Consider the following 12,371-nt stretch of genomic DNA (forward strand, 5'->3'; position numbering starts at 1 on the left):
ATCTTTTGGCATAATCTGGCCATGGCCAGATATTGGACAGGGGCACACACGAAGCATCGGTTGCAGGTACACCTGGTATGGATACCGAAATACCGGCGGAGGGTGTTGCGAGGCAAAGTAGCCATACGGTTGAGACAGTTGCTGCATGAAGCAAGCAAAATGAATCGATGGCAAATAAGCGAGATGAGACAGCTCATCGTGATCTTGGTTACTCACGGGCGGAGTTTGCAAGACTGCGTATCTTTGATATAGATCCTGTCCAGACTGAAGAGGAAATACAATTGAGGATGAGTGAGGTGCTCAACAAAGGACAAGCCGAATTCGACGTAAAGCATAGGACCAAAGGTGGCGATATAAGGGATGTCCATGTCCTTACACGCGCATTGGATTTATTTGGCGACAAGTATTTGCAAGCCATATGGCAGGATATCACAGATCGCAAACTTGCTGAAAAGGACCTTGAGCTTTATAGGCAGATTCTAGCCTATATGGCAGAGGGGGTCTTGCTTATCCGAGTTAAAGATGGTGTAATTGTCTATACTAATCCGAAACTTGAAAAGATGTTTGGTTATGCTCATGATGAGCTTGTGGGACATCATGTTTCATTGCTCAATGCTCCTGCGGAGAAAAGTCCAGAAGAAACGGCTCACATGATCATGAACGCTCTTCATCAATATGGGGTATGGACGGGTGAGATCCTAAATATTAAAAAGGATGGTACACCGTTTTGGTGCTACGCAGTTGTTTCCACATTTGAACATCATGTCCATGGTACCGTATGGATTTCAATTCATCAAGACATCACTGACCGAAAGAGCTAACAGAAAAGCGGCTCCTCAAGCATGCTTGTTTCCCTTCAACTGATTCGGACAGACCATCAAAGTCACTGATTTGCCATTGAAGAAGTAATACAATGTTCGCTCATACATTTGTTGACTTCTACAAGTAAGCCTCAGTGACTGACCTTTGACCGTGCGAGTGTTTCTGCTCGAACACCTTACTGCTGGCAAAAATTATACAGGTTCGATTTCAGGAAGGACCTGATAGCTTGGGCCTGTGGAACATAAGGCGGTCTCCCATCACGTTTGCGATCACCAGTATTTTCTATGCTCCCGCTCAGTGATATAATAAGGAAGAGTCTTTTACACAAGGAGGAGTTATGGCAAGATTGTATCGGATTGTGGCGCTCTCCTATCTTATGATATTCATCACGGGAGCATACTTGCATTCCGCAGCTGCCGCGAACAAAAGTGAAATAATAAAGCCTTCGGAAATCCATGAAGACTGCATGGAACTGGTTCCCGGTGAATCCCTATACTATTCTTTTGAAGCCTCAGGGCCTCTCAACTTCAATATCCATTACCATGAAGACCATAATGTTGTCTATGGAATCACAAAGGACGAGATCTCTTCAGACAAAGCAACGTTCCGTTGCGAAAAGAAGCAGTATTATTGCCTCATGTGGACGAATCCAGGTGCTGGCCAAGTCAGTCTCACGTATTCTTACAGCACAAAAGAGAAATGAAAAGAAAAGTTGACGGTAAGCAATTCTAACTGCTACCGGCTCACGGTTTCAGAACATTGCTCTCCAACACGAAATGAATGGCCGTTTGCACGCTCTCATAGCGCAAGTTCTGGTAGTATGCCTCACAGGCATATCGGACTTCAGTGGCGTTGAGTTCAGAAAGAAGATATGCCTCAGCTCCCTCGTATAGCAGTTTGAACGTTTCACGTGGTAATACATTGTTTCTGCCTGTACTGGAAGTGTCCCTCTTGTTTGCCGAAAGGGGAAACTTTTAGACTGACGCAAAAATGCTCTGGGTTCACTCAGAAAGGCTCAACCTGGATGCGTGTGCCCTCAATTCGAGTTTCAGGTGTGCGCTCCTCCTTACCGTCCAGATCTTGGACTATACCTTCTTGGGGGAAGGGTTTCAAGTGTGAAGTTATCCCGATGCCAGCCATTTTTTGCTGTGGTAAGTGAATCTGCTACAAAAGGGTCTCCTTTGCCATGAGGAGAGGGTGGAACACGCACCGATGCGGTAGCCCCATGAGTCTCAAGAGTCTCAAAGGGCCGGAAAAGGTCTTCTTGCATTTCGTTATTCCCTGTAGTATATTACGCTTATGCACGGGAAGGGACACGGGCGCAAGGGGGCGCAGTCGACTGCGGGACTCCGTGGCCGTGTCTGGATCGACGGAGGAGAAGGAACGTTCCTGGGATACGGCAGGATCGTGCTCCTCGAGAAGATTCAGGAGATCGGCTCCATTACAAAGGCCGCCAAGGCCATGGAAATCTCCTACCGCCATGCCTGGAAGCTCGTGGATTCAATGAACAGGCAGGCGGGCCATCCTCTTGTGGAATCTTCTGCGGGTGGAAAAAATGGCGGCGGAGCCCGTCTGACGGAAGAGGGCGAGAAGGCTATCAGCCTTTTCTGGAAACTCTATGATGATTTTCAGCAGTTCCTGAGGCAGGAAGAAGGGAAGCTCGGTGTTTCTTTTAAGAAACAAGGGGATCACTCAAAGGATACATCAGGCTCTCTGAAGTTCTTTGCCTCGAGCACGGCAACAAGTAGAGAAAGGAGGAGACGATGAAGAAAGGGAAGACGAGACTGGTTATTGCATCGACAACAAGCACGCAAAACTCGGGGCTCTTTGATATTCTCATCCCCGCCTATGAGAAAGCGACGGAGTACAACGTAGCGACTGAGATTGTTGCGGTGGGAACAGGCAAGGCCATACGGATAGCCAAAAAGGGAGAGGCTGACATGCTCTTCGTGCATGATCCCTTTAGGGAGGAAAAGTTCGTAGCCGAAGGATACGGTGTCAATAGGAGGGCTGTCATGCATAATGACTTCGTGGTCGTCGGTCCGGTCAAGGACCCTGCAGGGATTAGGGGCATAGCATCGGCAGTGGAAGCCTTTGAATTGATTGCAGAGCACGGTGCAGCCTTTATTTCCCGGGGAGATGATTCGGGAACGAATATCCGGGAACTCGATATCTGGGACGACGCAGGCATCAATCCGAAGGGCAAGGCATGGTATATGGAGATGGGCAGTAAAATGGGCGAGACCCTGCTCGCGGCCAGCGAGAGGGAGACCTATACCATTGCTGACATGGGAACCTTCCTGAACTATGAAGACAGGCTCAAGCTGAAGGTCCTCGTAAAAGGCGACCCGATTCTCAGAAACCAGTACAGTGTTATTGCTGTGAACCCTGCAAGATTTCCTGACGTGAGGTACCGTGAGGCTATGGATTTTATCGCCTTTGTCACGTCTTTCGAGGGGCAGAAGCTCATCGCAACGTACCTAAGGCATGGTGCTAACCTTTTCTATCCTGACGCAATCCCGTTGGCTGCTCAGAAAAGGAAATGACGGGGAAAAGACAAATGCGGCGAGTCTCTTTTCTTCCAAACCCTCTGGAAGGAAGGAAACTCTAAGGAGGCATAACGATGAAAAGAATTGTTGCTGTAATTCTTGCCATTATCGTTTCCGGCTTTGCAACCGCTGCCTTTGCCGAGACGGCGATTATCTGTTCCTCGACGACAAGCACAGAGAACTCCGGTTTGTTCGGCTACATTTTGCCGCTCTTTGAGAAAAAAACGGGCATCAAGGTAAAGGTCGTCGCGAGGGGGACGGGCGCTGCCATCGAAATGGGCAAAAGGGGAGATGCCGACGTCGTCTTTGTCCATGCGAAAGAGCAGGAGCTGAAGGCCGTTGAGGATGGCTTCTTTGTGAACCGCCATGATGTCATGTACAATGATTTCGTCATCATAGGCCCCTCCGATGATCCGGCAAAGCTCAAGGGAACAAAATCGGCCTCCGACGCCTTCAAGAAGATTGCCGATGGCGGCCTTCTCTTCGTCTCCCGTGGCGACAACTCCGGCACCCATACAAAGGAACTCTCGATCTGGAAGAAAGTCGGCATAGATCCGAAGGGCAAAAAATGGTATCTCGAGGTAGGCCAGGGCATGGAAAAGACCCAGAGGATCGCCAACGAAAAACGGGCATACACCCTCACCGATAGGGGCACATGGCTTGCAACAAAGGATAAGGACAAGCTTGAGATGGTCATCGTCCTTGAGGGTGATCCTCTCTTGTTTAATCAGTATGGTGTCATGGCGGTAAATCCTGAAAGGCATAAGCACGTTAAATACAAAGAGGCGACGGAATTTATTAACTGGCTGATATCGAAGGAAGGGCAGGAGGCGATTGCTTCATTCAAAGACGCCAACGGCAATGCCCTTTTCATCCCCAATGCAAAGTAACGACGGGGCCCTGCCCGGAGTTGAGCGGATGAGCGTTCTCATTCATGCCCTGCGGGACTATGCCGTTCAGAACGCTCGGGCTTACTATGAGGAGCATCTCTTCCAGACCTATTGCGCCCCCTGCCTTGCCACATGGGACGCCTTTGCATGGTTCGAGGTCGTCCAGGACTGGGAACTTGTCGATTTCCTCACCTCAGGCACGGTTAAGGCGGATCGGTTGCTGAGGAGTCTTCAGGCATGTCTTCAATGGTATGGACAGACAGAGATTGATGACATTCTTGCGCGCATGGACACGGCAAGGATAAGAAACTGAGGGAGACGAAATCAGGGTGGGGCGCGTTCAGAAACGGGGCGCACAACCCTTCTGTCCCGCATCTTTGATCCGGGCTCTCTTGAGACAATGAGTTCGATACTGGAGGGATTGAGCAAGGCCTTTTCCCTTATTCTGCATCTCAATGCAGAACTGCTGGGCATTATCGTGCTCTCCATTGAGGTATCAGGGACTGCCCTTCTTATTGCTACGCTCTTGGGGCTTCCCCTCGGTGCTCTCCTCGGATTCAGGAAGTTTCCCTTAAAAGGTCTTTTCATCAGTGTCATGAATACCCTTATGGGACTGCCCCCTGTGGTTGTCGGTCTCTTTGTTTATCTTTTGCTTTCAAGAAGCGGACCCTTTGGTTTCCTGTCGCTCCTCTATACCCCCGAGGCCATGGTTCTTGCCCAGAGTATCCTTGCCTTTCCTATCGTCACGTCACTAAGCCATTCAGCAATCACCAGTGTTGATCCGATCATTCGACAGGCTTCCATGACCCTCGGGGCTACCCCTTTTCAGATCTCATTCAGGATCATAAGAGAGGCCCGCTACGGAATCATGTCCGGGATCATTGCGGCCTTTGGAAGGGTCATGGCTGAAGTGGGTGCAATACTCATTGTCGGTGGAAACATCGCGGGTTTTACAAGGGTGATGACGACAACCATAGCCCTCGAGACCGACAAGGGCAACTTTGAACTTGCCCTTGCCCTCGGCGTCATACTCCTGGCAATTTCGCTGTCGATAAATTCCGTTCTCCACGTCATCCAAAAGAAAGGCTCGATCGGAGGAAACAGATGAGCCTGAGACTCGATGCCTCGAATATCGGGAAGGTATACAACGGCAACGAGGTATTGAGAGACTGCTCTTTTTCATTCCATGAAAAGGGTATCTACGTCTTGACCGGAATGAACGGCTGCGGCAAATCTACTTTCCTCAGGATCTGCGCCCTTATCGAGACCCCCGACAGCGGTGAAGTAAGGTATCTTGCCGACGGGAAGAGGGTGGAGAACGATCTGGCAGTCAGACGGAGGATAACCCTGGTGCTTCCTAGGGTGGGAGTTTTCAACAGCACGGTCTTAAAGAATGTAGCATATGGATTGACAATCCGTGGAATAAGGCAGGACGAGGCGGAAAGGAAAGTCAGCAGCGCCCTTGAGTTTGTGGGTTTGAGTAACAAGAGAGAACAGAACGCCTTGACTCTTTCGAGCGGAGAGACGCAGCGCCTCGGCATTGCGAGGGCATTGGTTATAGAGCCTGAGATCCTCTTCCTCGACGAGCCGACGGCCTCTGTCGACCTCAAGAACACCGAGATCATAGAAAACATCATCCTGGAGATGAGAAAGAGTAGCCGTGCGATCGTCATCATCGCGACCCATGACAGAGGGCAGGCACAGAGACTTGCGGACCGCCTCCTGGTAATGCGTGACGGAAAGATCACAGTCAGTCCTTCCTCGGGTGCCTGCCTTTCCGAAAAACGACAGTTTTAAGCCAACTGAATCCTTTTTTTGAGCGCCCTTTTTGTTGTCGTAGACGATTCTTCTCATTACCCGGCACAAAGGAGATTGTCAGAGTCCGGAGGAGAATATTATACTAACGCTTATGGATGAACATGGACGCAAGGAGAAGGTGATAACGATTACCTACGCTATCACTTCTTCTTCAGGAGAGATCGGGAAGATTGCGGAAGAAATAGCCCTGGAACAGACTGTCGAAGTTCCTGCGGAGGTCATTGGGGACGACAGGGTGCGAGAGGAGATTGTCGGCAAGGTCGTCTCGATTCACAGAACCGACAGTGAAACGGAAGAGCGCTGCATCGTTGAGATAGCCTATCCTGTTATCGTATCGAACTATGAGATCCCTCAGTTTCTCAACCTCCTGTACGGGAACATCTCGTTCAAGAGGGGAATCAGGATTGTCGACATGCACTTTCCGCCGGAATTCATCCGCACCTTCAGGGGCCCGAAGGTAGGGCTAGAGGGCATGAGAAGACTCATCGGCGTTTTCGACAGACCTCTCGTCTCTACTGCATTGAAACCGATGGGCAGATCGCCGGAAGAGCTGGCAGAAATGTGCTACCAATTTGCGCTCGGAGGAATCGATATCATCAAAGACGACCACAGTCTCGTGGATTTTCCCTTTTGCAGGTTTGAGGAGAGGGTTACGGAATGCATGAAGGCCATTGAGAGGGCGGAGGCGAAGACAGGCAAGAGAGCCCTTTACTTTCCGAACATTACTGGCCGCTTCGAAAGGATCATGAACAATGTGGAATACGCGATGGAGAAGAACGTTGGAGGTCTCCTCGTCTCTCCTTTTGTCATGGGGCTCGACTGCGTGAGACATATTGCAGAACGTGACGGGATCGACAAACCCGTCATGTCCCATCCCTCATTGACCGGAATTTTTTTTGCAGATAGCGAGACCGGCATTGCTCCCGGTCTCCTCCTCGGTAAACTCTTTAGGCTCATCGGCATAGACTGTTCCGTCTTTCCGAATTTTGGAGGACGGTTCTCCTTTGACCGGCCGACCTGCCTCTCGATTGCCGGTGCCTTGAGGGAGGAGTTTTATCATATGAGAAGCGCCTTCCCGACGCCGGCCGGAGGAATGCGCCTCGAAAACATTGCTGAAATCCTGCACTTTTATGGTAAGGATATTATCCTCCTCATCGGGGGGGCGCTGTATCTCAAATCCCGTGACCTTCAGGAGGGCGCACGATATTTTTGCGAAAGGGTTTCGGCTGCTTGCAGGCAGTAAGGTATTCTCGGAGAACTCCAGACTCTTTCTCGTCATTCTGTTTCGAACAGGGAGGTTGAGCGATGGGCGTTATTCACCGTTTTACCGGAGAAGAGAATAATTTCAATTGGGAGGGCGCGATCCCCCGAGGCTATATCAAGGCAAACACGAAGGGCGCTGACGGCAAGGTCCTCATCGGCAAAACCGATGGAGCCCGGCAGTTTATTATCAGGTATTTCCGCGTAGAGCCCGGCGGCTGGACTGCCCTCGAGAACCATCCCCATGACCATGGGATCTTTATCCTCCATGGGAGGGCCCGTGTTTTGCTTGGTAATGAAGAGGTAGAGGTGGGGCCCCGTGATGCCGTCTACATCAACCCTGACGAAGTCCATCAGCTGCGGCCCGTCGGGGACGAAGCCCTTGGTTTCCTCTGCATCGTGCCGCCGAAGGACAATGAGATTGGATGAGAAGGCCCAGGAACCGGCATACGGAATGACATCGCTTAAGGCACTCGGTGCTTGGTGATGAAAGGTCTTCTCAAAAACCTTGTCTTGAAGAACAGGGAACTCATATGGAAAGAAGCCGAGAAGATGCAAGGTTTTATGGCGCTCCTTATGAAGCCCAGGAACACGGGGGCAGGGTGGACGGAGGATGAGAAGAAGTCATTAAAGGCTCACCTGAAGCACCTTTCCGCTTTCCTTCCCGCACTCGTCATTTTTCTCTTGCCCGGCGGTTTCCTTCTCCTGCCCCTTCTTGCCATTGCCCTTGACAGGAGAAAAAAGAAGCGGCACGAGCTTGAAAAGTGATCTCAATGATCGGCGAGACTAAAGAGGGAGGTTCTCTTTCCATGCTCTCGTCCCCTGGGCTTCAGCGCCGTTATATATGCGGAAAAGACCATCGTCTCCACTCCCTCGCCAAAGTTCCAGCTTCTGATGATCTCGTCGCTGTTATCTTTATCCTGAACGACAATGTTGGTGAAGCCTGCCGCTGAAAGAATCCTTTTCAGTTCCTCAACGGGAACCGCTCCGGTAATTCAACCACTATAGGCATCTTCATTCTTCGTGATCTCTTCCGAAAATTCGCCTTTCTTCAGCACATCGGAAATCGCAAGCCTGCCTCCCGGTCTCAAGACTCGGTATGCTTCATTGAAAACGGCCTGTTTGTCAGGAGAGAGATTAACGACACAGTTGGAAATAATGACATCGATTGAAGACCCATGGAGGGGCAGACGCTCTATCTCCCCATGTCTGAACTCCACATTCTTCATCCCCAGCTTTTCCGCGTTTGCAGTCGCCTTTGCGACCATCTCAGGTGTCATATCAACACCAATGACATGACCGTTTGGTCCCACCTTCATGGATGAGAGGAAGGCGTCAAAACCGGCGCCGCTCCCAAGGTCGAGAACCGTTTCCCCAGCCGTAAGCTCGGCAATGGCATGGGGATTTCCGCAGCCGAGGCCGAGGTTAGCCTCTCCGAGGCCCACCTTTAATTCCTCTTCGGAGTACCCAAGCATCTTTCCCGTCTCCAGCAGGCTTATCGTATTGATCTCAGGAGCACAGCAACGTGCAGAAGAAAGGCACGATGGTCCGCCTGCTGCCACGGCAGAGTAGCTCTTCAATACCAGCTGTTTAATCTTTGCTCTTTTTTGATCCATCTTTCCGATCTTCATCATACCACAGAAGAGGGATGGTGTTCATACTCTTTGCATTCTCCTCTTGACCTTCCAGGCGCTCAAAAACATTTTGTTCGGGAAGGCAGGTATGGTGAGACGCCTCGTATCGCGATACCTTTGAAGGTTGCCGTCCACCGATGTCAGCTCAATGGGGGAAATCACTTTCGGTGGAGTCCCCCTCAGGGCACCTCTTTGCTGAAGGCTCACCGCATGTACGGGGCTTCGATCACCCCTGCCTTCCCATTGTGCACCGTTGGGGTTGACAAACTGTGATATAATCATATACCATTACGTTTATATGAAAGACATAGCGAAACTCTGCGGCGTCTTTTCCGATGAGACGAGAATGCGCATTCTCATGCTCCTCACGCGGAAGGAGATGTGCGTTTGCCAGATCATGGGGGTCCTCGGCATATCGCAACCTCTTGTGTCCCGAAATCTCTTTCTCCTCAGGAGCGCCGGGCTGCTCTCGGAGCGGAGAGAGGGAAAGCTCGTCTTCTATTCATTGATAAAGGACCTTCCCGCTGTTGCAGGAGGAATCATTTCCCTGCTGAAGAAACATCTGAAAGATGATCCAGTCTTTACCTCCGATCTCCAGTCCCTTGCCGACTGTTCCGCCTTTCAGAAGAGGTCCGGGAAATGTGATATGAAGACCTTCCTCGCCTTTATTGAAGAGCAAAGGAAAAAGAGGCAACGCAGTGTCAGGAAATAATACGAGGGGCATCAAGGGCACCGAAAAGCTTTTCTCGTGCTGGAGGAAGATTTATGGATAGACCTGTCATCTCGGCACTCATTGTCGTTGTATTCTGCTGCTGTGCCATACCACGGGACGGTCAGGGTACCGCGGGTGTCATGGGACGGTTTCTCGGTATCTCCGAAGCCCTGGCAGAAGCAAAGCCTGTCAGCCTCAGAGAGGCTGTAAGGCTTGCCCTTGAGAATAACCATGAAATACGGGCATCACAAAATGCCCTCTCGTCGCAGGGTGAAGATGTGGGGGTGGCGCTCAGCAACCTCCTCCCGAAGATAAGCTTTGAGGAACGGTTCTTGAGGACAACGAATCCCTCCTTCGCCTTTATGGCAAAGCTCAATCAGGCGCGGTTCACGCAGGAGGACTTCGCGATCAACTCGCTCAACAATCCCTCCGCCACAAACGACTTCCAGACATCCTTTTCCTTCGAGCAGCCGGTCTTCGTGAGGAAGGCGGGCGTGGGGCTCGATATGGCGAAGACGGAATATGCCGCGGGCAGGGAGGAATACATACGGAGACAGCAGGAGCTTGCCCTGAAGGTTGCGAAGACCTACCTCTCGGTGATGACTGCAAAGCAATTCGTGAGGGTCTCTGAAAAGGCGCTGGAAGACAGTCGCGAGCACTTGAGGGTGGCAGGGGTGCGATACAGCGATGGTGTCGGGCTCTATTCTGATTCTCTGCGGGCATCGACATCGGTGACCGAAGCAGAGCAGAGACTCGTGAGCGCTCAAAAGAATCTGAATGTTGCGAAGAGGGCCCTGGGACTTCTCCTCGGCAGGGACGAGGCCATCGAGACGACGGAGGGAGCACCCGATATCGCGTTGATGCCTGTTGAATACTATATGAATTCCTCACTCGCAAGAAGGGACATCAAGTCCCTGGAATTACGCTATGAGAACGCAAAGAATAATGTGAAGCTCGCTGAGGCCTCCTATTTCCCGAATATCGGAATCGGCGGGAACTATCAACTCAATGACCATAATACGCCCTTCGGCAGCGAGGGGACGAGCTGGACGCTCCTCGCTTTTCTGCGCTGGGACATTTTTGACGGCACGAAGAGGGAGCGTGAAAGGACAAAGGCTAAATTCCAGGTTGCCGAGACCGAAGAGCATCTCAAGGGGCTGAAGAAGGCTGTTTCCTTCAAGGTCTATGATGCCTATCTCGGCGTTGAGGAGGCGAAGAAGAACGCTGAGCTTTCGAGTTCGGCCCTTGCTACAGCCGAGGAAGGCACAAGGCTCGTGATGGCGCGGTACGAACGTTCCCTCTCGCCGGTCGTCGACCTCCTCGATGCGCAGGCGACTCTCGATCAGGCAAGGGCGAATGCAGTGGCCCGGTCAAACGACTATCTGCTCTCTGTTATCAATCTCTCTTACGAGGCAGGAACCATATTGCAGGACCTGAAGACAGAATAAGGAATCCGGAGGAGTGTTATGAAAAAAAAAGAGAGGACAGGCTGGAAGCGTTCGCGGAGAGGGGATGGCTGGAGAGGGAGAGGGAGACTCTTCCTCGTCCTCTGCTCTTCCACAATTGCCGTCTCTTCTCTTTTCGTTGCGGGCTGCAAGGAAAAGGTGAAGCCCGGCACTGCCGAGATAAGGAGTCAGGTCGTGAAGGGTGTCGTTGTTCAGGAAGTAAGACCGTCACGGGTCGATGAGTACTATGAGACTTCTGCCACGGTCAGGGCAAAGACGACGACCATGATTGCGAGCAGGATCATGGGCGTCGTGACGTCGGTGAAGGTGAGGGAAGGTGACAGGGTAAGAGCGGGACAGGTGCTGATATCGATTGACGACAGCGATTCCGCAGAAAAAGTGGCTGCAGCTGAGGCCGGGGAGCGGGAGGCGCTTAAGGCCCTGGAGGCGGCGAAGCAGAACAAAGCTCTCGCAGACATAACATACCGGAGGTATAAAGGCCTCGTCGATGAAAAGGTCATTACCCAGCAGGAGCTCGATCAGATCGAAACGCAGAAGAGGGTCGCAGACATCGAATGTGAACGGGTTCAGGAGATGGTGAACAGGGCAAAGGCGGGTCTCTCCGAGGCTCGGATATACCATGGCTTCACAAGAGTAACCTCTCCTTTCTCCGGAATAGTGACGGAAAAGAAGATCGAACAGGGGGGGATGGCGGTGCCGGGGGCTCCCCTCATGACGGTCGAAGATCCGTCCTCCTTTAGACTCGACGTGAACGTAGCGGAGAGCCTCCTAGGTAAGATGAGGACCGGCATGCCCGTCGATATCGTCCTTGAGTCGATCGGAAAGAATCTCAAGGGCAGGATATCCGAGATCGTTCCGGCAGTGGATCCCCTTTCAAGGACCTTTCTTGTGAAAGTTGAAGTTCCCGTCGAAGGGTTAAGGAGCGGTCTCTATGCAAAGGTGAGGATCCCCGTCGGGACGAAAGAGGCCCTTGTGGTTCCCGGGAATGCGATCGTCGAGAAGGGCCAGCTCACCGGAGTCTACACGGTCGATGAGAAAGGGATAATAGCCTACAGGCTTATCCGGACAGGAAAACGGTATGAAGAGGGCTTCGAGATAGTATCGGGGATAAACCCCGGAGACAAGATCATTAGCGAAGGTTCTGATAGGGCAATGGACGGGGGAATACTTGATCGAAGCGACAAAAAACAGGAACCATCTCAGACTCGACAGAGGTAGAA

15 protein-coding genes and 1 pseudogene are annotated in these 12,371 nt (G+C 51.5%); 15 read left to right on the top strand and 1 reads right to left on the bottom strand.

What is annotated here, in order from left to right:
- Positions 1-21: 21 nt before the first annotated feature.
- The 12 genes and pseudogenes from VFG09_06510 to VFG09_06565 all read left to right on the top strand — a co-directional run bounded on the left by VFG09_06510 (position 22) and on the right by VFG09_06565 (position 8,107).
- Positions 22-150, top strand: a pseudogene (locus VFG09_06510) (transposase).
- Positions 151-167: 17 nt separating this feature from the next.
- Positions 168-821, top strand: coding sequence for a PAS domain S-box protein (locus VFG09_06515; protein ID HET6514798.1), 654 nt, complete (start codon positions 168-170; stop codon positions 819-821).
- 338 nt (positions 822-1,159) lie between these two features.
- Positions 1,160-1,525, top strand: a complete 366-nt coding sequence (locus VFG09_06520) for a hypothetical protein (GenBank protein ID HET6514799.1) — start codon at positions 1,160-1,162, stop codon at positions 1,523-1,525.
- Positions 1,526-2,121: 596 nt separating this feature from the next.
- A complete protein-coding gene (locus VFG09_06525) occupies positions 2,122-2,589 on the top strand; it encodes a winged helix-turn-helix domain-containing protein (GenBank protein ID HET6514800.1) in 468 nt (155 codons plus the stop codon).
- Complete coding sequence (locus VFG09_06530) at positions 2,586-3,368, top strand: substrate-binding domain-containing protein (GenBank protein HET6514801.1); 783 nt, start codon at positions 2,586-2,588, stop codon at positions 3,366-3,368. Before VFG09_06525 ends, VFG09_06530 begins: the two co-directional genes overlap by 4 nt.
- A gap of 77 nt (positions 3,369-3,445) precedes the next feature.
- The gene (locus VFG09_06535; GenBank protein ID HET6514802.1) at positions 3,446-4,261 is read left to right on the top strand and encodes a substrate-binding domain-containing protein; all 816 of its coding nucleotides are present in this window, start codon (positions 3,446-3,448) and stop codon (positions 4,259-4,261) included.
- A 28-nt stretch (positions 4,262-4,289) separates the two neighbouring features.
- A complete protein-coding gene (locus tag VFG09_06540; protein ID HET6514803.1) occupies positions 4,290-4,574 on the top strand; it encodes a hypothetical protein in 285 nt (94 codons plus the stop codon).
- An 87-nt stretch (positions 4,575-4,661) separates the two neighbouring features.
- Entirely contained in the window at positions 4,662-5,369 is a 708-nt protein-coding gene (locus VFG09_06545; GenBank protein ID HET6514804.1) for an ABC transporter permease, read from the top strand.
- On the top strand, positions 5,366-6,058 hold the full coding sequence (locus VFG09_06550) for an ATP-binding cassette domain-containing protein (protein ID HET6514805.1): 693 nt from the start codon (positions 5,366-5,368) through the stop codon (positions 6,056-6,058). Before VFG09_06545 ends, VFG09_06550 begins: the two co-directional genes overlap by 4 nt.
- Before the next feature lie 112 nt (positions 6,059-6,170).
- Entirely contained in the window at positions 6,171-7,322 is a 1,152-nt protein-coding gene (locus VFG09_06555; protein ID HET6514806.1) for a RuBisCO large subunit C-terminal-like domain-containing protein, read from the top strand.
- 62 nt (positions 7,323-7,384) lie between these two features.
- Positions 7,385-7,768: a cupin domain-containing protein gene (locus VFG09_06560; protein HET6514807.1), complete on the top strand. Its 384-nt coding sequence runs from the start codon at positions 7,385-7,387 to the stop codon at positions 7,766-7,768.
- 57 nt (positions 7,769-7,825) lie between these two features.
- Positions 7,826-8,107: a hypothetical protein gene (locus VFG09_06565; protein HET6514808.1), complete on the top strand. Its 282-nt coding sequence runs from the start codon at positions 7,826-7,828 to the stop codon at positions 8,105-8,107.
- Between the two features lie 227 nt (positions 8,108-8,334).
- On the opposite strand, the gene arsM is transcribed toward VFG09_06565, so the two are convergent.
- The gene (gene arsM / locus VFG09_06570; protein HET6514809.1) at positions 8,335-8,955 is read right to left on the bottom strand and encodes an arsenite methyltransferase; all 621 of its coding nucleotides are present in this window, start codon (positions 8,953-8,955) and stop codon (positions 8,335-8,337) included.
- Positions 8,956-9,271: 316 nt separating this feature from the next.
- Between arsM and VFG09_06575 the strand changes: the two genes are divergently transcribed.
- From VFG09_06575 to VFG09_06585, 3 genes are read left to right on the top strand one after another with little or no spacing between them, the layout of a single operon-like run.
- Positions 9,272-9,685, top strand: coding sequence for a metalloregulator ArsR/SmtB family transcription factor (locus VFG09_06575; protein HET6514810.1), 414 nt, complete (start codon positions 9,272-9,274; stop codon positions 9,683-9,685).
- Positions 9,686-9,738: 53 nt separating this feature from the next.
- On the top strand, positions 9,739-11,133 hold the full coding sequence (locus VFG09_06580) for a TolC family protein (GenBank protein ID HET6514811.1): 1,395 nt from the start codon (positions 9,739-9,741) through the stop codon (positions 11,131-11,133).
- Between the two features lie 18 nt (positions 11,134-11,151).
- Positions 11,152-12,369, top strand: a complete 1,218-nt coding sequence (locus tag VFG09_06585; GenBank protein ID HET6514812.1) for an efflux RND transporter periplasmic adaptor subunit — start codon at positions 11,152-11,154, stop codon at positions 12,367-12,369.
- Positions 12,370-12,371 lie beyond the last annotated feature (2 nt).

The sequence above is a fragment of the Thermodesulfovibrionales bacterium genome (assembly GCA_035686305.1).
Classification (GTDB): Bacteria; Nitrospirota; Thermodesulfovibrionia; order Thermodesulfovibrionales; family UBA9159; genus DASRZP01.

Coding starts and splice junctions, on each gene's coding strand:
- VFG09_06555 (HET6514806.1), top strand. CDS start 6,171: ATGGATGAACATGGACGCAAGGAGAAGGTGATAACGATTACCTACGCT.
- VFG09_06575 (HET6514810.1), top strand. CDS start 9,272: ATGAAAGACATAGCGAAACTCTGCGGCGTCTTTTCCGATGAGACGAGA.
- VFG09_06515 (HET6514798.1), top strand. CDS start 168: ATGGCAAATAAGCGAGATGAGACAGCTCATCGTGATCTTGGTTACTCA.
- VFG09_06550 (HET6514805.1), top strand. CDS start 5,366: ATGAGCCTGAGACTCGATGCCTCGAATATCGGGAAGGTATACAACGGC.
- arsM (HET6514809.1), bottom strand. CDS start 8,955: ATGGATCAAAAAAGAGCAAAGATTAAACAGCTGGTATTGAAGAGCTAC.
- VFG09_06580 (HET6514811.1), top strand. CDS start 9,739: ATGGATAGACCTGTCATCTCGGCACTCATTGTCGTTGTATTCTGCTGC.
- VFG09_06530 (HET6514801.1), top strand. CDS start 2,586: ATGAAGAAAGGGAAGACGAGACTGGTTATTGCATCGACAACAAGCACG.
- VFG09_06535 (HET6514802.1), top strand. CDS start 3,446: ATGAAAAGAATTGTTGCTGTAATTCTTGCCATTATCGTTTCCGGCTTT.
- VFG09_06565 (HET6514808.1), top strand. CDS start 7,826: ATGAAAGGTCTTCTCAAAAACCTTGTCTTGAAGAACAGGGAACTCATA.
- VFG09_06540 (HET6514803.1), top strand. CDS start 4,290: ATGAGCGTTCTCATTCATGCCCTGCGGGACTATGCCGTTCAGAACGCT.
- VFG09_06545 (HET6514804.1), top strand. CDS start 4,662: ATGAGTTCGATACTGGAGGGATTGAGCAAGGCCTTTTCCCTTATTCTG.
- VFG09_06520 (HET6514799.1), top strand. CDS start 1,160: ATGGCAAGATTGTATCGGATTGTGGCGCTCTCCTATCTTATGATATTC.
- VFG09_06585 (HET6514812.1), top strand. CDS start 11,152: ATGAAAAAAAAAGAGAGGACAGGCTGGAAGCGTTCGCGGAGAGGGGAT.
- VFG09_06560 (HET6514807.1), top strand. CDS start 7,385: ATGGGCGTTATTCACCGTTTTACCGGAGAAGAGAATAATTTCAATTGG.
- VFG09_06525 (HET6514800.1), top strand. CDS start 2,122: ATGCACGGGAAGGGACACGGGCGCAAGGGGGCGCAGTCGACTGCGGGA.